Source organism: Streptococcus mitis (assembly GCF_946190285.1).
GTDB classification, from domain to species: Bacteria; Bacillota; Bacilli; order Lactobacillales; family Streptococcaceae; genus Streptococcus; species Streptococcus mitis_CP.
In genome coordinates this window covers 216,332-235,650 of sequence record NZ_CAMHZX010000002.1, presented here as the reverse complement: position 1 = coordinate 235,650, position 19,319 = coordinate 216,332, and the positions used below count along the sequence as shown (strand labels likewise).

The 19,319-nt window shown below is 40.8% G+C and carries 19 protein-coding genes and 1 riboswitch; of the genes, 18 read left to right on the top strand and 1 reads right to left on the bottom strand.

Annotation, left to right across the window (positions count from 1 at the left end):
- Window positions 1-314 precede the first annotated feature (314 nt).
- The 10 genes from N8L39_RS04740 to spx all read left to right on the top strand — a co-directional run bounded on the left by N8L39_RS04740 (window position 315) and on the right by spx (window position 11,530).
- Window positions 315-491, top strand: a complete 177-nt coding sequence (locus N8L39_RS04740; protein ID WP_261010156.1) for a hypothetical protein — start codon at window positions 315-317, stop codon at window positions 489-491.
- Between the two features lie 82 nt (window positions 492-573).
- Window positions 574-1,098 (top strand): hypothetical protein, encoded by a 525-nt coding sequence (locus N8L39_RS04735; RefSeq protein WP_261010157.1) that lies wholly within the window; start codon window positions 574-576, stop codon window positions 1,096-1,098.
- Between the two features lie 73 nt (window positions 1,099-1,171).
- Window positions 1,172-1,675 carry a hypothetical protein gene (locus N8L39_RS04730; RefSeq protein ID WP_261010158.1) on the top strand — a complete coding sequence of 168 codons (504 nt, stop codon included), beginning with the start codon at window positions 1,172-1,174 and terminating at the stop codon, window positions 1,673-1,675.
- A gap of 730 nt (window positions 1,676-2,405) precedes the next feature.
- On the top strand, window positions 2,406-2,816 hold the full coding sequence (locus tag N8L39_RS04725) for a DUF1492 domain-containing protein (RefSeq protein WP_261010159.1): 411 nt from the start codon (window positions 2,406-2,408) through the stop codon (window positions 2,814-2,816).
- A gap of 156 nt (window positions 2,817-2,972) precedes the next feature.
- Window positions 2,973-3,365 (top strand): ArpU family phage packaging/lysis transcriptional regulator, encoded by a 393-nt coding sequence (locus tag N8L39_RS04720; RefSeq protein WP_261010160.1) that lies wholly within the window; start codon window positions 2,973-2,975, stop codon window positions 3,363-3,365.
- Window positions 3,366-3,419: 54 nt separating this feature from the next.
- Window positions 3,420-3,578 (top strand): hypothetical protein, encoded by a 159-nt coding sequence (locus N8L39_RS04715; RefSeq protein WP_261010161.1) that lies wholly within the window; start codon window positions 3,420-3,422, stop codon window positions 3,576-3,578.
- A 469-nt stretch (window positions 3,579-4,047) separates the two neighbouring features.
- Window positions 4,048-6,879, top strand: coding sequence for an excinuclease ABC subunit UvrA (uvrA, locus tag N8L39_RS04710; RefSeq protein ID WP_261010162.1), 2,832 nt, complete (start codon window positions 4,048-4,050; stop codon window positions 6,877-6,879).
- On the top strand, window positions 6,872-7,933 hold the full coding sequence (locus N8L39_RS04705; protein WP_261010163.1) for a M24 family metallopeptidase: 1,062 nt from the start codon (window positions 6,872-6,874) through the stop codon (window positions 7,931-7,933). Before uvrA ends, N8L39_RS04705 begins: the two co-directional genes overlap by 8 nt.
- A 57-nt stretch (window positions 7,934-7,990) precedes the next feature.
- Window positions 7,991-8,141, top strand: a riboswitch (M-box (ykoK) riboswitch).
- A gap of 194 nt (window positions 8,142-8,335) precedes the next feature.
- Complete coding sequence (gene mgtA, locus N8L39_RS04700; RefSeq protein WP_261010164.1) at window positions 8,336-10,996, top strand: magnesium-translocating P-type ATPase; 2,661 nt, start codon at window positions 8,336-8,338, stop codon at window positions 10,994-10,996.
- Window positions 10,997-11,131: 135 nt separating this feature from the next.
- Window positions 11,132-11,530, top strand: a complete 399-nt coding sequence (gene spx, locus N8L39_RS04695; RefSeq protein ID WP_000591165.1) for a transcriptional regulator Spx — start codon at window positions 11,132-11,134, stop codon at window positions 11,528-11,530.
- A gap of 28 nt (window positions 11,531-11,558) precedes the next feature.
- Here spx and N8L39_RS04690 read toward each other — a convergent pair whose 3' ends face one another.
- Window positions 11,559-11,759 (bottom strand): hypothetical protein, encoded by a 201-nt coding sequence (locus N8L39_RS04690; RefSeq protein ID WP_261010165.1) that lies wholly within the window; start codon window positions 11,757-11,759, stop codon window positions 11,559-11,561.
- Between the two features lie 39 nt (window positions 11,760-11,798).
- Here N8L39_RS04690 and N8L39_RS04685 point away from each other — a divergent pair, with 39 nt between their 5' ends.
- From N8L39_RS04685 to N8L39_RS04650, 8 genes are all read left to right on the top strand, one after another.
- Window positions 11,799-12,368, top strand: a complete 570-nt coding sequence (locus N8L39_RS04685) for an SP0191 family lipoprotein (protein WP_261010166.1) — start codon at window positions 11,799-11,801, stop codon at window positions 12,366-12,368.
- Window positions 12,369-12,454: 86 nt separating this feature from the next.
- Window positions 12,455-12,721: an IreB family regulatory phosphoprotein gene (locus tag N8L39_RS04680; RefSeq protein WP_000507059.1), complete on the top strand. Its 267-nt coding sequence runs from the start codon at window positions 12,455-12,457 to the stop codon at window positions 12,719-12,721.
- Between the two features lie 3 nt (window positions 12,722-12,724).
- Complete coding sequence (ruvX, locus tag N8L39_RS04675; protein ID WP_004239076.1) at window positions 12,725-13,144, top strand: Holliday junction resolvase RuvX; 420 nt, start codon at window positions 12,725-12,727, stop codon at window positions 13,142-13,144.
- A gap of 15 nt (window positions 13,145-13,159) precedes the next feature.
- Window positions 13,160-13,465: a DUF1292 domain-containing protein gene (locus N8L39_RS04670; protein ID WP_000017620.1), complete on the top strand. Its 306-nt coding sequence runs from the start codon at window positions 13,160-13,162 to the stop codon at window positions 13,463-13,465.
- Window positions 13,466-13,869: 404 nt separating this feature from the next.
- The gene (locus N8L39_RS04665) at window positions 13,870-15,120 is read left to right on the top strand and encodes a folylpolyglutamate synthase/dihydrofolate synthase family protein (protein WP_261010167.1); all 1,251 of its coding nucleotides are present in this window, start codon (window positions 13,870-13,872) and stop codon (window positions 15,118-15,120) included.
- Window positions 15,121-15,206: 86 nt separating this feature from the next.
- Complete coding sequence (locus tag N8L39_RS04660; protein WP_261010168.1) at window positions 15,207-15,671, top strand: SP_0198 family lipoprotein; 465 nt, start codon at window positions 15,207-15,209, stop codon at window positions 15,669-15,671.
- A gap of 254 nt (window positions 15,672-15,925) precedes the next feature.
- Window positions 15,926-17,458, top strand: coding sequence for a cardiolipin synthase (cls, locus tag N8L39_RS04655; RefSeq protein ID WP_261010169.1), 1,533 nt, complete (start codon window positions 15,926-15,928; stop codon window positions 17,456-17,458).
- A 254-nt stretch (window positions 17,459-17,712) separates the two neighbouring features.
- The gene (locus N8L39_RS04650; RefSeq protein WP_261010170.1) at window positions 17,713-19,266 is read left to right on the top strand and encodes a damage-inducible protein CinA; all 1,554 of its coding nucleotides are present in this window, start codon (window positions 17,713-17,715) and stop codon (window positions 19,264-19,266) included.
- The last annotated feature ends 53 nt before the right edge of the window (window positions 19,267-19,319 follow it).

Sequence of the window (19,319 nt, the reverse complement as noted above, 5' to 3'; positions counted from 1 at the left end):
CACTTTACACAGTAGGGCAAAAATTTTATACACTTAAAAACGTTGTCATATCAAGGGTTTTATACACTTTATACGAAAAACACGGAAATAAAAAAATTTCCTTATATTATGTTTTAAAAATGGGGTCCCTATTATCCCTATATATGTTTTTATTTTAATGTATAAAGCGTATAAAGTGTATAAAACAATAGCAAAACCCTTGGCATTACTGACTTTATTTTTTATACACTTTTAAAAACAAGTGTATAAAATTTGTAAGAAGCGTATAAAAAAGGGGACAGAAAAATCAATTAAGTACAAAAGGAGTAAAAAACATGAAAATTAAACTATTTTTTTATTACGAATGGCAACAATCACTAGAAAATTTTGAACAGGAAGTAAATGATTTTATGGCGACCGTGCAGGTAATTGATGTAAAACATTCAACCGCAACCGTAGGAGATAGTGATGGTATGGGTGCGATTGCTGGTTTGCTAGTATTATACAGATAACAAAATGGGGTAGATAGTACCGACCCCCTTGCAATGGTGTAACTACTAGTGACACCCTTAAAACAGAAAGAGGAAAAACAACATGACATTAAAAACATTTTCAGATAAAGCAAAAACATTCACTTTCACTTACTATTTTTGTGATCAGGCGACCGCTCTGGTAGCAGGTCACGCGCTACTGGGATATATGACTGGAACATATTGCCAGCCTACAATCTCATTGACTTACAAAGATAAGGGAACGCTTGTCGCTGAGTATGTGGAGGATAACAAACAAAACAAGACCTTTAAGCGTATTTGTGACAGTTTCAAAGACTATTACAACCAACCAGTTAACGATGAAGCATTTGAAGAACGTTACAAACAGGAGCGCGTGCTTCAACTCAAAGAGTCAGAGGACTTTGAGAGTTTGCTGAATAAGGTCACAGACTACGAGCTAGAACTATTAGACTACGCTGATCGCTTGCTTTCTGATAAGCCTATCCCTATGGACTCAATGACCGCTTTTGGAACGTTGGAAATGCTGGGCGATGAAAGTATTAACCTACTCCAAAAGTTGGACGTAGAGGGCGAATATAAAGGCCTTGCTGGTTATTCTGGCCAATAAAACACAGGAAGGGGAGCAATCCCTTTTTGACATTTAGGCAATAGATTTGGGTTTTTCCATATAGGGGGAAATAATGAGGCGGTTAGCAATAGAAACAATCACTAAACCAATGAAGATGAAAGGAATAACTAAGGGTATAGCCGAGTTGGACGGTCAACGTTTGGAGATTGATTTGGATAATTTAGAGATTGATTTTGGTGGAGAGTCATTTGAATTAGACAGAATAGCAGGAACTAAGGGAGGTAATCGATATTTCTTTCTTTGCCCTGATTGTGGTAGACGGTGCAGGTTGCTTTATAAACGGTATTTGTATTTTAGTTGCGGTACTTGTCTAGATATCCACAAGAGCACTCTGAACCGTAGTAAAACGGATTGCCAATACTACTGGGAGCTTGCACTAAAAGAAGCCAGAAAGGTAGAACCAGGGTGGAGTCCTAGACGTGGTAGATATATGTTTGATGGTTTCCCTGAAAGACCAAGGTATATGAAGCGTGACAGGTATCATAAGCACTATAAGAAGTTTTTGAAGTATATTGAAAAAGGGGATAGATTTTGGCTGAATGGTTCGAGATTGTGAGACAATATGAAGTAGTGTGTAATTTACAAAACGAACAAATATTACATATTAGACGGTTTGAATGTTAAAAAAGCTAGATATATCAAGGGTTTAAGTAAGCAGAGCGTTCCAAAAAAAGGGTGAGGTAAGGGTGAGGTTACATATATAAAAAGTACAAGGTTAGTACAAGGTTGTGTATTTAAAAATATTAAAAATAGGCTAAGATTAGGCTAAGGTCACATACTTCAAAATAGCAAGGTTTTAGCAAGGTACAGGGCTTTTTTCCAGTGATAGAACCCTAAGATTACCCTAAGGTATAGCTACTTTTTTAGAACCATAGAACGGTAAGGTTTTGGTAAGGTATCGAAGTTTTTCAATGGTGAGGTTTTGGTGAGGTAGTGGCAGTAAATATGCCTGACAAATGGTAGGGTTATGTGTGTTGAACTCCGAGCGAACGCCGAGAAAGTGGCTATATTCCCCTATCATTTATCAAGCAGATAAGAGCAATACCCCCCCTTAACTCCCTGAGAAATGACAAGCAGATAAGCGGAGTTTTTAGCCCTCTTATTTCGGATTTACTCCTTGCAGAATGACAAGGAGATAAGAGAGATAAAAACGTCCCTTAATTGCCTATCAAATGGAATGGAGAATAGGCTTGAACTAAGAGCGAACATAGAGAAAACGAAAAAAGCCAAGGCGCTCCGCCTCAGCTATAATCTCAATAATATTATATCACACAGGAGACCAAGGCATGACACCAGAGCAGGTAAAAGAAAAACTAGAGGGCGTTAAGTGGATCAATAAAGAAATAGAAGGCTTATATTTGGAGCTTGCAGCTTTAGAAAGTGGTATTATCAAAAAGCAAGAACTGTGCACTACTAGAGTACAAACAAGCAGGGTAAATACAGCAGAGAATAACCTTATAAGCGTTCTAAAACTAAAAGAGGACACTTTACAGAGAATTGAGCGACTTACTGAAGAGAGAATGGAAATATCTAGGCTGATCGATAAGCTGGCCAATCCGCTTGAGCGTTCTGTTCTCAGGCTGTTCTACTTGAATATTCTTGACGCTTGGCAAGTTGCTGAGGAAATAGGTGTATCTCCAGCCTCGGTATATCGAGTAAGGCAAAAAGCCATAGAACACTTAGCAAATGTGGGGTAATAGGTGAGCGCAAAAAAACGCCTAGAACAATCTAAGCGCTAAAGAGTAGTGGACGGTGTGCCTGTCCCGTCATCTCATACTATGAAGTTGCGTAGCGACACTATCATCTCTACCTCACTTCTCTTTAGACTAATTATACCACAAAGGAGCGAACTAATGGAGCTGGATAAGTTTAAAACGATGATGAACGTCAGAGAGCGGATGACTTACTTTCTACGTTTCCAGAGGATGGCAGGAAGTGAAAACCAAGTTACGATAGATGAAGAGGCTTGGAAACTTATCTTACCTGATCAGTGGAATTTGACTAGCAAGCATGAAAAGGCAATCCGTGAGGGGTTGGAAATATTCGCCCACGACATCAATAGCATAGAGAACAAGCGAGCCAGAAAATACTTTATTATCCATTATTGCTACATGAGGAAGAAAACAGTAAGCGAATGTTTAGAAATTGCTGGGACAAAATCCACTAGTTATCACCGATACAAACAGATAGCCGTCTTAAACTTTGCGAGAATCCACCAGAACGGAGAGCTAGAAGCATATAAGTAGGCGTTTGTGGTGTTTTGTTGAGAAATGTTGAGATTTAAGTGAGGGGGGAATGACATGATTGAAGATTTTTTGATTGATTTGGAGAATATCCAATTAGAGGATATGGAGATAGATTTAAACATGGATATAGACATCGATTTAAACATAGATTTTGAAATAGATGTTGACCTTGATGATTTATATTTAACCTTAATACAAGAATTAGAAGCATAAATGTTGGCAAATGTAGGCTGAGGCTTCATATTCGCCCCTTATTTTGCTTTGTTTCGTACTGGACAACTAAAACACCATGGATAAACTACAAGCCCTCAGAAACGAATCTGGGGGCTTTTGTGAGGTCATAATCTTATAAACCACGCGCTTCATGGTATAATATACCTATCAGCAACCAGCAATAAAAAAAGCACGTTTGACCGTGCTAGTTTCTTGCCTGCTGAACTCGTTAAATCTTAGCCCTTGTGTGGGGCTTTTTTGCTCCCCTTTTTGCGTACTTTGGGGGAGCAAGTAGTAAAAAGTAATGTTAGTATTTTTTGTTAAAAAGCGCGTGATATAAGGGTTAGGAAGCCCTAAGGAAACATAAAATAAGAAGTTTTTTATTATACTACAAAATCGGCCTTTTGGGTAATAGAATCTCACTTTTTTTGGTATAATGGTAAGCAATAATGGACTAGAAAGAACAAAGATGCAAGATAAAATTGTCATTCATGGGGCGCGTGCCCATAATTTAAAAAATATTGATGTGGAAATTCCGCGAGACAAGTTGGTTGTCGTGACAGGTTTGTCAGGTTCAGGGAAATCCAGTCTGGCCTTCGATACCCTCTATGCTGAGGGACAACGCCGCTATGTGGAGAGTTTGTCAGCCTATGCTCGTCAGTTTTTGGGAAATATGGAGAAGCCTGATGTAGATGCCATTGATGGCCTCAGCCCAGCTATTTCCATCGACCAGAAAACGACTAGCAAAAACCCTCGCTCGACGGTGGGAACAACGACTGAAATCAATGACTATCTGCGTCTCCTTTATGCGCGTGTGGGGACGCCTTACTGTATTAACGGGCATGGAGCTATCAAGGCCTCTTCGGTGGAGCAAATCGTGGATAAGGTTTTGGAGTTACCTGAACGCCAGCGCTTGCAGATTTTGGCCCCTGTCATCCGCAAGAAAAAAGGCCAACATAAGAGTGTTATCGAGAAGGTTCAGAAAGATGGGTATGTCCGTGTCCGTGTGGATGGGGAAGTCTATGATGTGACAGAAGTGCCAGAGTTGTCTAAGAGCAAGCAACACAATATTGATGTCGTGGTTGACCGTATTGTTATCAAGGAGGGCATTCGTAGTCGTCTCTTTGATTCCATTGAGGCTGCCCTTCGTATTGCAGAAGGTTATGTCATTATCGACACTATGGACGACTCTGAGTTGTTGTTCTCTGAGCATTATGCCTGTCCAGTTTGTGGCTTTACTGTTCCAGAGTTAGAGCCACGTCTCTTCTCATTCAATGCTCCTTTTGGTTCTTGTAGTGAGTGTGATGGCTTGGGCATCAAGCTGGAGGTGGATACTGATTTGGTGGTGCCAGATGCCAGCAAAACCTTACGTGAGGGAGCCTTGGCTCCTTGGAATCCTATCTCATCCAACTACTATCCAAACATGCTAGAGCAGGCTATGACAGCTTTTGGAGTGGATATGGATAAGCCTTTTGAAGATTTGTCAGAAGAAGATAAGAACTTGATTCTCTATGGTTCTGATGGCAAGGAATTCCATTTCCACTATGAGAATGAATTTGGTGGCGTGCGCGATATCGATATTCCTTTTGAGGGAGTTGTCAATAATATCAAGCGTCGCTATCACGAGACAAACAGCGATTACACACGCACCCAGATGCGTCTCTACATGAATGAGCTGACCTGCGGAACCTGTCACGGCTATCGTCTCAATGACCAGGCTTTGTCTGTCCGTGTGGGTGGCGAGCAAGGACCACATATCGGAGAAATTTCAGACCTGTCTATCGCCGACCATTTGGACTTGGTAAGCCAGTTGACTCTATCTGAAAATGAAGCCATCATTGCTCGGCCTATTCTCAAGGAAATCAAAGACCGTTTGACCTTCCTTAATAATGTGGGTCTTAACTATCTGACTCTGTCACGTTCAGCAGGAACCCTTTCAGGTGGGGAAAGTCAGCGTATTCGTTTGGCAACCCAGATTGGTTCTAACCTATCAGGTGTCCTTTATATCCTAGATGAGCCGTCAATTGGTCTTCACCAGAGAGACAATGACCGCTTGATTGCCAGTCTCAAAAAGATGCGTGACTTGGGCAATACTCTTATCGTGGTGGAACATGACGAAGATACTATGCGCGAGGCGGATTATCTGATTGACGTTGGTCCCGGTGCCGGTGTTTTTGGTGGTGAGATTGTTGCAGCAGGTACACCTAAGCAAGTGGCTCGCAACAGCAAGTCTATCACAGGTCAGTACTTGTCAGGCAAACGTGCCATTCCAGTACCAGACGAGCGCCGTGTAGGAAATGGACGTTTTATCGAAGTGACAGGAGCGCGTGAGAACAACCTGCAAAATGTCACAGCTCGCTTCCCACTAGGAAAATTCATCGCAGTGACAGGTGTGTCGGGTTCAGGGAAATCGACCTTGATCAACAGTATCCTCAAAAAAGCTATTGCCCAGAAGCTCAACCGTAATTCAGACAAGCCTGGTAAATTTAAGACTATTACAGGGATTGAGCATGTTGATCGTTTGATTGATATTGACCAGAGTCCAATTGGACGAACACCTAGGTCCAACCCAGCTACCTATACAGGAGTTTTTGACGATATACGTGACCTATTTGCCCAGACAAATGAAGCTAAGATTCGAGGCTACAAGAAGGGGCGTTTCAGTTTCAATGTCAAGGGTGGTCGTTGTGAAGCCTGCTCAGGTGATGGGATCATCAAGATTGAGATGCACTTCTTGCCAGATGTTTATGTGGCTTGTGAGGTCTGCCACGGAACCCGCTACAACAGTGAAACCCTAGAAGTCCACTACAAGGAAAAAAATATCTCGCAGGTATTGGATATGACTGTCAACGATGCGGTGGAATTCTTCCAACATATTCCGAAAATTCAACGTAAACTTCAGACTATCAAGGATGTGGGACTGGGATATGTAACGTTAGGGCAACCAGCTACTACCCTTTCTGGAGGAGAAGCTCAGCGTATGAAGCTGGCTAGTGAACTCCACAAACGCTCGACAGGTAAGTCATTCTACATTCTGGATGAGCCGACGACAGGTCTTCATACTGAGGATATCGCTCGCTTGCTCAAGGTTTTAGCTCGCTTTGTTGACGATGGCAATACAGTCCTTGTTATCGAGCATAATCTAGATGTTATTAAGACTGCAGACCATATTATTGACTTGGGTCCTGAGGGCGGTGTCGGCGGTGGAACCATCATCGCAACAGGAACTCCAGAAGAAGTAGCGGCCAACGAAGTCAGCTACACAGGACATTATTTGAAAGGAAAGTTACATCATGAATAAACGCGTACAAGCATTTCTAGCGAAAATGCAAGAAAAAGAACTAGATGGTATCATCATCAATAACCTTAAAAACGTCTATTACCTGACTGGTTTTTGGGGCTCAAACGGAACAGTCTTCATCAGCCGTGACCGTCAGGTCTTGGTGACAGACTCTCGCTATATCATTGCAGCCAAGCAAGAAACCAGTGGTTTTGAGATTGTGGCTGACCGTGATGAATTGGCTGTCATTGCCGGCATTGTCAAGGACATGGGCTTGTCTCGAATCGGTTTTGAGGACGAGATTTCAGTATCTTATTACCACCGTATGCAGGCAGCCTTTGAAGGAATTGACTTGCTTCCACAAACTCAGTTTGTTGAAGGTCTTCGAATGATTAAGGATGAGGCAGAGATTGCAGCGATTCGCAAGGCTTGTTCTATCTCAGACCAAGCTTTCCGCGATGCGCTTGACTTTATTAAGCCAGGAAAAACTGAAATTGAAATTGCCAACTTCCTTGACTTCCGTATGCGTGAGTTGGGAGCATCTGGCTTATCTTTTGACACTATTCTAGCTAGTGGTATCAACTCTTCCAAACCTCATGCTCATCCTATGCACAAACCAGTACAACTAGGAGAGGCTATCACCATGGACTTTGGATGCCTCTACGACCACTATGTCAGTGATATGACACGGACTATCTATCTAGGGCATGTCAGCGACGAGCAAGCAGAGATTTACAATACAGTTCTAAAAGCTAACCAAGCCTTGATTGATCAGGCTAAGGCAGGATTAGGTTTCCGTGACTTTGACAAAATTCCTCGTGATATTATCATCGAGGCAGGCTATGGCGACTACTTTACCCACGGTATCGGACACGGTATTGGACTGGATATCCATGAGGAACCATACTTTAGCCAGACTTCTACAGAAACTATTAAGGCAGGTATGGCCTTGACCGATGAACCAGGTATCTACATCGAAGGCAAATATGGCGTTCGTATTGAGGATGATATCCTGATTACAGAGACAGGTTGTGAATTGTTGACCCTAGCTCCAAAAGAGTTGTTAGTTATCTAAGAATTAAACAACTCAGATGATTGACTTTTAAATTTTAAAGGTTTATACTGAAAGACGAAAACGGTAGGTGAGGCTACCATAGGGATACGGATGACTACCGCAAAGCAGTGGAGACACTACTCGTTGGTCAACAGTCCTGGTCGCGAAGGCCAAGACTAAGCTCATTACATTGCCCTATGGAGTTAAAGCTTGAACGAAAAACAGATAATTAGTTTTTTAATCCTGCCATTTTATGGTGGGATTTTCTACTGTTTAAAAAAAAGAAAGGAGACAGACGATGCAAATTGACGATCATCCGGAACCGCACATACACAGCCAATCGCTGATTTGTGTCGTTCTGCCCTTATAAAGTGATTGGTCTCTGTGTATGAAACACATCATTCATACAGATAGGATAAACCAATGAAAACAACAAAAGAAAGATTAGCAACAGCTATTCAAGTCCCTTTAGACGAGAGTCTAACTTTTTATCATACCAGTTTAAACGGTTTGATAGAGGAACAAGTCGAAAAAAATCGTGACCTCTATGGCGAAAATGTGATTACCAAAGGCCAAGAAGATTCGATTTTGAAAAAGATTTACGAATCGATTATCAATCCTTTTACAATCATCTTGCTGGTCATCGCCGTGATTTCCTTGGTGACCAATGTCTGGTTGGCAAAACCAGGTCAAGAGGATCCGACGACTTCTATTATCATCGTTGTCCTAGTCCTCATTTCTGGAGGCATTCGCTTTGTCCAAGAACTCCGCAGTGATAAGGCAGCCACCAATCTTTCAAAAATGATTGTCAACACAGCGACTGTCATTCGTCAAGGAGAAATCCAAGAAGTACCTATCGATGATTTGGTAGTGGGTGACGTGGTTAAATTAAGCGCTGGTGATATGATTCCAGCAGATCTTCTTTTATTTGAGTCGCGCGATTTCTTTGTCCAACAGTCTGGCTTGACAGGCGAAAGTGATTCTGTTGAAAAATTGGCCTTGACCAAGGCAACAGTTCAACAATCTGATAGTCTGCTCGAAGCCGAATCCTTGGCTTTTATGGGAACCAATGTCTTATCTGGTAGTGCCAAGGCCGTGGTTTTGGCGGTTGGTGATGATACAATGATGGGGGCCATTGAGCAGACTCTAAACACCTATGACGAGCCTACTTCGTTTGAACGAGAGATGAATAGTATCTCTTGGCTCTTGATTCGCTTGATGTTGGTCATGGTGCCTATTGTTTTCTTGTCCAATGGTTTAACAGATGGCGACTGGTTGGAAGCTGGTGTATTTGCTTTGAGTGTTGGTGTTGGGCTTACACCTGAGATGCTTCCTATGATCATCACGGCCAGTCTAGCAAAAGGCTCCATTATCATGGCTAAGGAAAAAGTGGTTATCAAGAAACTCAATGCCATACAGGACTTAGGGGCGATTGATATCTTATGTACAGATAAGACAGGGACTCTAACCCAAGACGAAATCGTTCTAGAATATCCCTTGGACATTCACGGACGCTTGGATTTGACCGTCTTGAGACGAGCTTATCTCAATTCTTATTTTCAAACGGGCCTGAAAAATTTGATGGACAGAGCCATCATTAAACGGACTGAAAAGGAAGCCAAAGAACACGCCCTCTTGCAAAATCTAGATCAAACCTTTCAAAAAATAGATGAATTGCCCTTTGATTTTGAACGTAGACGGATGAGTGTTATCGTTAAGGATGAACACGAAGTTGTTAGTTTGGTAACCAAGGGTGCCCTAGAGGAAATGCTTGCGATTTCCAGTCATGCGGAATACCAAGGAGTGATTACTCCCTTGACAGATGCTATTAGAGAGGAAATATTAGCGGAAGTCCGACAACTAAATCAACAAGGTTTGCGTGTCTTGGGAGTGGCCTATAAGTCAGGTTTGAGGGAAGGTCATGCCTATACAGTTGATGACGAAGGGGATATGATTCTAACTGGTTATTTAGCCTTCCTAGATCCTCCTAAACCATCTGCAGCACCAGCAATTAAGGCTCTGTTAGAACATGGAGTTCAAACAAAGATTTTGACGGGAGACAACGAAAAGGTTACCCAAGCAGTCTGTGAAAAGGTTGGTTTGGATATCAATCAGATGCTGTTGGGGTCTGAAATTGATCAGATGAGTGATCAAGAATTGGCCCAAGCCGTAGAGGAGGTAACCGTCTTTGCCAAACTTTCTCCTGACCAAAAAGCAAGGATTATTTTGCAATTTAAGGCTAATGGTCATGCTGTCGGCTATATGGGAGATGGAATCAATGATGCCCCTTCTATGAAAGTAGCAGATGTGGGGATTTCTGTTGATACAGCAGTAGATATTGCCAAAGAAACAGCTGATGTTATCCTACTTGATAAGGATCTCATGGTGCTTGAAAAAGGACTGGTTGAAGGTCGTAAGGTCTATGCCAATATGACCAAATATATCAAGATGACAGTGAGTTCTAATTTTGGGAATATCTTATCCCTATTGGTCTCTGGAATCTTTTTACCCTTTTTACCAATGGCACCAGTCCATTTGATTATCCTAAATCTAGTCTATGATTTGTCTTGTATTGCTCTGCCTTTTGACAAGGTGGACAAAGATTTTTTGAGAAATCCGCATACTTGGGAAGCTAAGTCCATCACACGTTTCATGGTTTGGATGGGGCCTATCTCTTCTGCCTTTGATATTTTGACCTTCAGTTTGCTTTATTTTATCATTGTACCCATGACAACAGGTCATGCCTATGTTCATGGAGCAGAGTCGGCCGTAGGCTTTATTGTCTTGTTCCAGACAGGTTGGTTTATTGAGTCCATGTGGTCACAAACTATGGTTATCCATATGCTGCGTTCAGCTAAAATTCCCTTTTTACAAAGCCGTCCAGCTTGGCTAGTACTTGTGACAACCTTATTGGCTGCAGCCTTTGTGACCTTTCTTCCCTATAGTCCTCTCGCAAGTCTTCTTCATCTAACTCCTTTAAAACCGATTTATTTCATCTTTTTACTTTTCATCATTATTTTGTATATGATTAGCGTGACAATTGTGAAAAAAATCTATATCAGGAAATATAAAGAATGGCTGTAAATTTCATTTTGTCAAGAAAAAAGTACGAAAATGACGAAAAAAGTCAAAAAAATTTAAAAATAGGTCGCAAGTCGGATGTTTTTTATGGTATAATAGACTAAACTGATAGTAACATGTAGCGAAAGGGGTAGGTACATGATTAAAATTTATACAGTCTCAAGTTGTACTAGCTGTAAAAAAGCAAAAACCTGGCTCAATGCCCACCAGTTAAGTTATAAAGAACAAAATCTTGGTAAAGAAGGAATTACGAGAGAAGAATTACTGGATATTCTAACCAAAACAGATAATGGAATAGCCAGCATCGTTTCATCTAAAAATCGCTATGCCAAAGCCCTCGGAGTGGATATTGAAGATTTGAGTGTCAACGAAGTCCTCAATCTGATTATGGAAACACCGAGAATTTTAAAGAGCCCAATCCTTGTGGATGAAAAACGCCTGCAAGTTGGCTACAAGGAAGACGATATTCGTGCCTTCCTACCACGCTCTGTCCGTAATGTAGAAAATGCAGAAGCACGTTTGCGTGCAGCTCTATAAACATCAAGGCTGGGAGCAATTCCCAGTCTTATTCTATTTTATACTCTTCAAAAATCTCTTCAAACCGCGTCAACGTCGCCTTGCCGTATGTATGGTTACTGACTTCGTCAGTTCTATCCACAACCTCAAAACAGTGTTTTGAGCTGACTTCGTCAGTTTTATCTGCAACCTCAAAGCTGTGCTTTGAGCAACCTGCGACTAGTTTCCTAGTTTGCTCCTTGATTTTCATTGAGTATTAATCTTAAAAAGAAAAAGAAAGAAGAAAGAAATGAAAAAAATAGTTCTTGTTAGTCTAGCTTTCCTTTTTGTCCTAGTTGGTTGCGGACAGAAAAAAGAAACTGGAACAGCTACAAAAACAGAAAAGGATACGATTCAGTCGGCATTGCCAGTTATTGAGAATGCTGAGAAGAATACAGTTGTGACCAAGACTTTGCTCTTACCTAAGTCAGATGATGGTAGCCAGCAAATCCAAACCATTACATACAAGGATAAGACTTTTTTGAGCTTAACGATTCAACAAAAACGTCCAGTTTCTGATGAGTTGAAGACTTATATCGACCAACATGGAGTGGAAGAAACTCAAAAAGCTCTTCTCGAGGCGGAGGAGAAGGATGAGTCTATCATAGAAGCTCGTAAATTAGCAGGATTTAAGCTTGAAACCAAACTGTTAAGTGCAACAGAACTTCAAACAACGACTACTTTTGATTTTCAAGTTCTGGATGTCAAGAAGGCTTCTCAGTTAGAATATTTGAAGAACATTGGTTTAGAAAATCTCTTGAAGAATGAACCAAGCAAATATATTTCAGACAGATTGGCAAATGGCGCGACAGAACAATAGAAAATCCAAATAAATAGACTGCCTGAATTGTAGAACGTAAGGAATTATGCTATAATGGTACTATTCTAAGGAAAGAGGGTGTTAGAATGGGATTTACTGAAGAAACAGTACGTTTTAAATTGGACGATTCCAATAAAAAAGAAATTAGCGAAACTCTGACTGATGTTTATGCTTCGTTGAACGATAAGGGCTACAACCCGATTAACCAAATCGTAGGTTACGTATTGAGTGGAGACCCTGCCTACGTTCCTCGTTACAATAATGCACGAAATCAAATCCGTAAGTATGAGCGCGATGAAATCGTTGAAGAGTTGGTCCGCTACTACCTTAAAGGACAAGGAGTCGATCTATAACCTATGAGAATTATGGGATTGGACGTCGGTTCAAAAACGGTAGGGGTGGCTATTAGCGATCCGCTTGGTTTTACAGCTCAAGGACTTGAAATCATCCAAATCAATGAGGAGCAAGGCCAATTTGGTTTTGACCGCGTTAAGGAGTTGGTTGATACTTACAAGGTGGAACGATTTGTAGTGGGCTTGCCTAAAAACATGAACAATACAAGCGGACCGCGCGTGGAAGCTAGTCAAGCCTACGGAGCAAAGTTAGAAGAGCTTTTTGGTCTACCAGTAGACTATCAAGATGAACGCTTGACAACAGTTGCCGCAGAGCGCATGTTGATTGAACAAGCAGATATCAGCCGTAATAAGCGCAAGAAAGTCATTGATAAGTTAGCAGCTCAGCTGATTTTACAAAATTATTTAGATAGAAAATTTTAATACAAAGGAGAGGCTATGTCACACGATCATAACCACGACCACGAAGAACGTGAATTAATTACACTAGTAGATGAGCAAGGAAATGAAACCTTGTTTGAAATCCTTTTGACCATTGACGGAAAAGAAGAATTTGGTAAAAACTATGTTCTTCTAGTACCAGTTAACGCAGAAGAAGACGAAGACGGACAAGTTGAAATCCAAGCTTACTCATTCATCGAAAACGAAGATGGAACAGAAGGCGAATTGCAACCAATCCCAGAAGACTCAGAAGACGAATGGAACATGATTGAAGAAGTCTTCAACAGCTTTATGGAGGAGTAAAAATATCCGGGGGATATTTTTACTCCAACTCCTAGAAATTGGAAGAGTTGGAACATCCAGTGGATGTTTTTAGCCCAGTTCCTTAAAATAAGAGAGAACTGGTGTGTTCAGTGAACATTTTTACCCTGACGCTAAAAATAAAGACCGTAAGTAAGTCTGGGAGACTGTATCAGCCCAACTCCCAGAAATTGGGAAAAGTTGGAACGTCCAGTGGACGTGTTTAGCCCTGCGCTAGAAATTAGAAACGCAGGCACATTCAGTGGATGTTTTACCCCACGTTAACTTCATAGTAGCTAATTATTAGCTAACCAGGTGAGAGGTCGGGACGAAAATCCTGACCTCGTTTTTGTTAGTTATCATGCTTTGGCGTGGTCATTGATTGGACATTTATCAAGGAGATATGTATGTTTGAAGTAGAAGAATGGCTTCATAGTAGGATTGGTTTGAATTTTCGATCAGGTTTGGGCCGAATGCAAGAAGCGGTGGATTTGTTAGGAAATCCTGAGAAGTCTTATCCTATTATCCATGTGACAGGGACTAATGGGAAAGGATCTACCATTGCTTTTATGAGGGAATTATTTATGGGGCATGGAAAGAAAGTTGCGACCTTTACCTCTCCTCATATTGTCTCCATCAATGACCGAATCTGCATTAATGGGCAACCAATAGCTGATTCAGACTTTATCCGCTTAGCTGAGCAGGTCAAGGAGATGGAAAAGACGCTTGTGCAAACCTATGACCAGTTGTCCTTTTTTGAATTGCTGACCTTGATTGCTTTTCTCTACTTTAGGGAGCAAGAGGTGGATTTGGTTTTACTAGAAGTGGGAATTGGTGGCTTACTTGACACGACCAATGTGGTAACTGGAGAGATCGCTGTCATCACCTCCATCGGGCTTGACCATCAGGAGACCTTGGGCGATAGTCTAGAAGCAATTGCAGAGCAAAAAGCTGGCATTTTCAAGGCTGGTAAAAAGGCAGTGATTGCTAAGTTGCCTTCAGAAGCTAGGCTTGTTTGTCAGAAAAAAGCAGACTCTTTAGCTGTTGACCTTTATCAGGCAGGCCAAGATTTTTCAATGCTGAATGGGGATTTTTCAAGCTCTTTGGCTAACCTTTCACAGTTGAAAATAGGTTTAGAAGGAGCTTATCAGCAGGAAAATGCGGCCTTAGCGCTACAAACGTTTCTTCTCTTTATGAGGGAAGGAAAGGAAGTTGTTGATGAACAGGCTATAAGACAAGCTTTGAATCAGACCCATTGGGCTGGGCGTTTGGAGCGTATTCGTCCTCAGATTTACTTGGACGGTGCTCATAACCTTCCTGCCTTGACTCGCTTGGTTGAGTTTATTAAAGAAAAAGAGCAGGAAGGATATCGTCCTCAAATCCTATTTGGAGCCTTGAAACGGAAGGATTATCAAGGGATGTTGGCTTATCTGACTGAAAAATTGCCTCAGGTGGAACTCAAGGTGACAGGCTTTGACTATCAAGGTTCTTTGGATGAAACAGATGTAACAGGTTACGATGTAATTCCTTCTTACCGAGAATTTATTAGCAATTTTGAAGCAAGAGCAGATGCCCAGGATTTGTTGTTCGTTACAGGGTCTCTCTATTTTATCTCAGAAGTACGGGGCTACTTGCTGGTCCATGAGCAGATGAATTGACCTCCTTTTTTGAACTTGTTATACTAGGAAAACTACTAGTTAGAAGGAAAAAATTCTGTAAATTGGTAGCAGAAAGGAAATTCATCATGAAATTAAAAAGATTCACACTTTCTCTTGCTTCTCTAGCAAGTCTTAGTCTCTTAGTAGCTTGTTCACAAAGAGCTCAACAAGTTCAACAACCAGCAACTCAATCGCAAACACAACAAACTCAGCAATCACAACCTGCTGCTTCATCTTCGGCAGAAAATTCAAACCAGGCAGCGACAAGTTCTTCACAAAATACGCCTGAGGCTCAACCAACCAATATTGATGGAACTTATACTGGTCAGGACGAAGGAGACCGTATCACTTTAGTGGTAACTGGAACAACTGGTACATGGACACAGGTAGAAACTGACGGAGATCAAGAAATCAAGCAGGTTAGCTTCGATGCCGCTAATCAACGCATGATTATTGGGGATGATGTCAAGATTTATGCAGTTAATGGAAATCAGATGATTATTGACGATATGGATAGAGAAGCGTCTGATCGCATTGTTTTATCAAAATAGACTGGAAGGAGACTGGTTTTGTCAGTCTCTTTTGCTTTTACTCAGAAAAATGATTATAAATACTTGCCTTCTACCGAATACCTGCGTTATACTAGTATTAATTACCTGTTTTTAGCATTCATACTCTTCGAAAATCTCTTCAAACCACGTCAGCTTCCATCTGCAACCTCAAAACAGTGTTTTGAGCAACCTGCGACTAGCTTCCTAGTTTGCTCTTTGCTTTTCATTGAGTATCAAAATATCAAGGAGGGGATATGAAATATAGAAAATTTCAATTATTGATGTCCAAGTATGGCTTTAGTCTTTCGATTATGCTACTTGAACTTTTTCTTGTTTTTGGTCTCTTTCTTTACTTAGGGCGTATGGCTCCTATTCTGTGGGTTATTCTCTTAATCTTTATGAGTATGGCGACTATCGTAGCGATTGTCAATCGCTCAATGGCGCCTGATAGTAAAGTGATGTGGTTAGTGGTGACTTTTGTTCCTGTCATTGGTCCCTTGCTCTATCTGATGTTTGGTGAAAGGCGATTGTCCAAAAAAGAAATCAAGCAGTTGGACAAACTTGGTTCTATGCATTTTCGGGAGGATAACAGTAAAGCTCTCCGCCAGAAATTGAAGGAAGATGATAAGGCGGCTTACGGAGTTATCAAATCTTTGCTAAGTATGGATAGCAATGCCGATGTCTATGATCGAACAGATTCACAATTCTTTTCTTCGGGTGAAAGCATGTGGCAGCATATGTTGGAAGACCTTAAGAAAGCTGAGAAATTTATCTTTCTAGAGTACTATATTGTCGAAGAAGGTTTGATGTGGAATAGCATACTAGACATACTAGAGCAAAAGGCAGCTCAGGGTGTAGAGATCAAGATGCTCTATGATGATATCGGCTGTATGGCGACTTTACCCGGAGACTACACTATTCAGCTTCGTAGTCGAGGAATTGAAGCCCATAAATTTAACAAGGTGATTCCTCGTTTGACGGTAGCTTATAATAATCGGGACCATCGTAAAATCCTTGTTATAGATGGTCAGGTAGCTTATACAGGAGGTATTAACTTAGCCGATGAGTATATCAACCATGTAGAACGCTTTGGTTATTGGAAGGATAGTGGAATTCGCATAGATGGCCCTGGTGTCAAGGCTCTAACCCGTCTCTTTTTGATGACTTGGTACATCAATCGTGGGGAAATCAGCGATTTTGACCAGTATCACTTGGAAAACCAGCCTTGTTCTGGCCAAGGGCTCTGCATTCCTTACGGTAGTGGACCCAAGCCCATCTTCCGTACTCAGGTAGGGAAAAAAGTCTATCAAAGTTTGATTAATCAGGCTACTGATTCAGTCTATATCACAACACCCTATTTGATTATTGACTATGATTTAACTGAGAGTATTAAAAATGCAGCTATGAGGGGTGTTGATGTCCGCATCGTGACTCCTTTCATTCCGGATAAAAAATTAATCCAGCTCATAACAAGAGGAGCCTATCCAGATCTTTTATCAGCAGGAGTAAGGATTTTTGAGTATAGTCCAGGCTTCATCCACAGTAAACAAATCTTAGTGGATAAGGACTTTGCTGCAGTTGGAACAATTAATTTAGATTATAGAAGTTTGCTTCACCACTATGAAGATGCAGTTTTACTATATAAAACGGCATCAATCACAGAGATTCAAAAAGATTTTCAGGAGATTTTTTCAGTATCGCAAGAAATTTTCCCTCATACGATAAAAAATAGCTGGTACCAAAAATTGATTAAGGAAATTGCCCAGTTATTCGCCCCAATCTTATAAGAAATCTAGGACTTAGGATACAACCCAGTCCTATTTTTCTTGCCTTTTACGAATAAGAAGATATAGGAGGAACGATGCTGACTCAGAAAGAATTGGATTATGTCATGTCATTTAAACATACGCATTTACACCGATTTCGGGAAATTGAAACCTTTGTGAAACTATGCAAAAAATCGCTCAAACAGCCATCGCAAGCTGACAATTTCAGGTCTTTTTGATATACTAAGACAGATAAATTGAATAGGAGAAACGACATGGCTGTATATGGCAGAATCGAAGAAGTATCCGAAACGATACAGAGTAATGAAATTGAAAATAGATTGGATAGGAACCTTGAATCTCATGTAGAAAAAGAAGAACAGGTAGCTTTCCCGTTTTTCAGACTCATCATTGGAAGTACGATTGCAACGTTTTTTTCTGTGGTGATACCTTTACTTTTAGATATGGTAAGTCCCTCTCAGGCGCAGGATTTGTATATAGGGTGGGCTTTACATCAGGGAGGACAGCTCTACAGTAGCTATTATGCTAGTCACGGTCTTCTTTATTGCTTGCTACTTTATATTACCCAAGGAGGTATCCTTTTTGCCTTGGTAGAATGGCTAGCTCTCTTAGGAGGAGGTTATTTCCTCTTTTCTTCAACTGACTATCTGACGGGACAAAGGGAACAAGCCAAGCAACTCCTAACCATATTTTATATTTTGGTATCCGGTCTCGGCTTTGGAGGAGGATATGCTACGATTTTAGCTCTGCCATTCCTGTTTGCAGGATTTTCATTCATAGCAGCTTATCTATCAAATCCTAACCATGACAAGGGATTTCTACGTCTGGGGATCTTTTTGGGTCTATCATTTTTCATAGAGCCTCTTACAAGTCTTCTCTTTACTGTAGTAGTAACGATTGGTTTATTTGTCTTTAATGTTGGGCATGGTCGTTTTGTCCATGGAGTTTATCAGTTTTTTGCAGCGGCACTCGGTTTTTCTCTCATCTTTTACCCAGTAGGCTACTATGTGCTTACTTCAGGTAGTTTTGGAGGAGCTATAGGAAGTCTTTTGTATCCGATTGATTCCCTTCAGGTCTTTACCAATCCTCAACTAATGGATAATGTTGTATTCTATGGTTTATTGACTTTTGGTTTAGGAGCTCTTTTCCTTGTTTTTCTAGGATTGTTCCAATCAAAGGCATCAAGATTATATGTTATTTCAGTACCAGCTAGTTTTGCTTTCTTATTTGTATTAGCCTTGTTGCTTTTTTCTCAAGAACCTCTTCACGGTTCGCGTTTGATTCTAATCCTTCCATTTTTACTCCTTCTTTTGATGACCAGTATTCGTGGGAAACATTCAGCTAGAGGAGCTCGTCGTCGTAGAAGAGAAGATGTTCCTACATTATGGAAAAAATTCATGAAGGGAAATCTCTACCTACCTATCCTAGTGGTGGTTTATCTGATTGCTATTCCTTTTGTGGCTCGTTTTGTCTTGCATCCAGCTTCTTATAGAGAACAACATCAAGTGGTAGATAGAGTCAAACAAGAGACGAGTGATGGTGACCAAATCTATATTTGGGATTCACATGTTCAGATGTATAAAGAAAGCCAGCGTTTGTCTGGATCCATGTTCCCATCACCTCTTCTTTACACGAGTACAGAAGAGAATAAAACTAGTTTAATCAATGACTTGAAAGAAAACAAACCTAAGGTGATTGTGGTGAATGATAAGGTAGCAGTCTGGTCTGAAGTGGAAACAATTTTGAAAGAAAATTACCAACAAGTAAAGACTGATTACTCAGAGTTTAAAGTCTATAAAATTAAATAAAAAAATCAATATCTTGTGTATTTTTAAAAATTTTAGGATTTTTAACACAAGAT

What these genes read in the sequence shown, in the direction of transcription:
- N8L39_RS04740 (WP_261010156.1), top strand. Translation starts at nt 315, where the DNA reads ATGAAAATTAAACTATTTTTTTATTACGAATGGCAACAATCACTAGAA.
- N8L39_RS04735 (WP_261010157.1), top strand. Translation starts at nt 574, where the DNA reads ATGACATTAAAAACATTTTCAGATAAAGCAAAAACATTCACTTTCACT.
- N8L39_RS04730 (WP_261010158.1), top strand. Translation starts at nt 1,172, where the DNA reads ATGAGGCGGTTAGCAATAGAAACAATCACTAAACCAATGAAGATGAAA.
- N8L39_RS04725 (WP_261010159.1), top strand. Translation starts at nt 2,406, where the DNA reads ATGACACCAGAGCAGGTAAAAGAAAAACTAGAGGGCGTTAAGTGGATC.
- N8L39_RS04720 (WP_261010160.1), top strand. Translation starts at nt 2,973, where the DNA reads ATGGAGCTGGATAAGTTTAAAACGATGATGAACGTCAGAGAGCGGATG.
- N8L39_RS04715 (WP_261010161.1), top strand. Translation starts at nt 3,420, where the DNA reads ATGATTGAAGATTTTTTGATTGATTTGGAGAATATCCAATTAGAGGAT.
- uvrA (WP_261010162.1), top strand. Translation starts at nt 4,048, where the DNA reads ATGCAAGATAAAATTGTCATTCATGGGGCGCGTGCCCATAATTTAAAA.
- N8L39_RS04705 (WP_261010163.1), top strand. Translation starts at nt 6,872, where the DNA reads ATGAATAAACGCGTACAAGCATTTCTAGCGAAAATGCAAGAAAAAGAA.
- mgtA (WP_261010164.1), top strand. Translation starts at nt 8,336, where the DNA reads ATGAAAACAACAAAAGAAAGATTAGCAACAGCTATTCAAGTCCCTTTA.
- spx (WP_000591165.1), top strand. Translation starts at nt 11,132, where the DNA reads ATGATTAAAATTTATACAGTCTCAAGTTGTACTAGCTGTAAAAAAGCA.
- N8L39_RS04690 (WP_261010165.1), bottom strand. Translation starts at nt 11,759, where the DNA reads ATGAAAATCAAGGAGCAAACTAGGAAACTAGTCGCAGGTTGCTCAAAG.
- N8L39_RS04685 (WP_261010166.1), top strand. Translation starts at nt 11,799, where the DNA reads ATGAAAAAAATAGTTCTTGTTAGTCTAGCTTTCCTTTTTGTCCTAGTT.
- N8L39_RS04680 (WP_000507059.1), top strand. Translation starts at nt 12,455, where the DNA reads ATGGGATTTACTGAAGAAACAGTACGTTTTAAATTGGACGATTCCAAT.
- ruvX (WP_004239076.1), top strand. Translation starts at nt 12,725, where the DNA reads ATGAGAATTATGGGATTGGACGTCGGTTCAAAAACGGTAGGGGTGGCT.
- N8L39_RS04670 (WP_000017620.1), top strand. Translation starts at nt 13,160, where the DNA reads ATGTCACACGATCATAACCACGACCACGAAGAACGTGAATTAATTACA.
- N8L39_RS04665 (WP_261010167.1), top strand. Translation starts at nt 13,870, where the DNA reads ATGTTTGAAGTAGAAGAATGGCTTCATAGTAGGATTGGTTTGAATTTT.
- N8L39_RS04660 (WP_261010168.1), top strand. Translation starts at nt 15,207, where the DNA reads ATGAAATTAAAAAGATTCACACTTTCTCTTGCTTCTCTAGCAAGTCTT.
- cls (WP_261010169.1), top strand. Translation starts at nt 15,926, where the DNA reads ATGAAATATAGAAAATTTCAATTATTGATGTCCAAGTATGGCTTTAGT.
- N8L39_RS04650 (WP_261010170.1), top strand. Translation starts at nt 17,713, where the DNA reads ATGGCTGTATATGGCAGAATCGAAGAAGTATCCGAAACGATACAGAGT.